This window comes from Mesorhizobium sp. M8A.F.Ca.ET.208.01.1.1, from assembly GCF_004791315.1.
In the GTDB taxonomy this organism is placed as follows: Bacteria; Pseudomonadota; Alphaproteobacteria; order Rhizobiales; family Rhizobiaceae; genus Mesorhizobium.
Map to the genome: position 1 here is coordinate 1 of NZ_SRUT01000267.1, position 311 is coordinate 311.

At 60.5% G+C, this 311-nt stretch carries 1 protein-coding gene; it reads right to left on the reverse strand.

The window, feature by feature from the left end; translation table 11 throughout:
• Positions 1-311, reverse strand: a 311-nt coding sequence (locus EN851_RS36660; RefSeq protein WP_189587362.1) for a hypothetical protein, incomplete at both ends; no start/stop codon positions are given.

Sequence of the window (311 nt, forward strand, 5' to 3'; positions counted from 1 at the left end):
GCCGCGCGCATGCGGCAAGCGCTGCCACTCGCGCAGGCCATTGCGGCGATTCCAGCCAACCCTGCACGAAAGGCGAAAGCCATTTTACCGGTGCGAGGGTGACTGCGCCATTCACACCGACAATCGATTCGGGATTTTCGGCGACCAGCTCGATTACCTTGCCGAGCCGCTGACGGTCCGAAACCACCAGGGCCAGCCATGTGAGAATAAAGAATTCTCCAGCCTCCGGGAAATCTTCGGCTTGGGCGAGCGACAGTTCCCATCCAAGATCACCGGACAGTTCGGCGCCACGCAAGATCGGAAGAGCACAC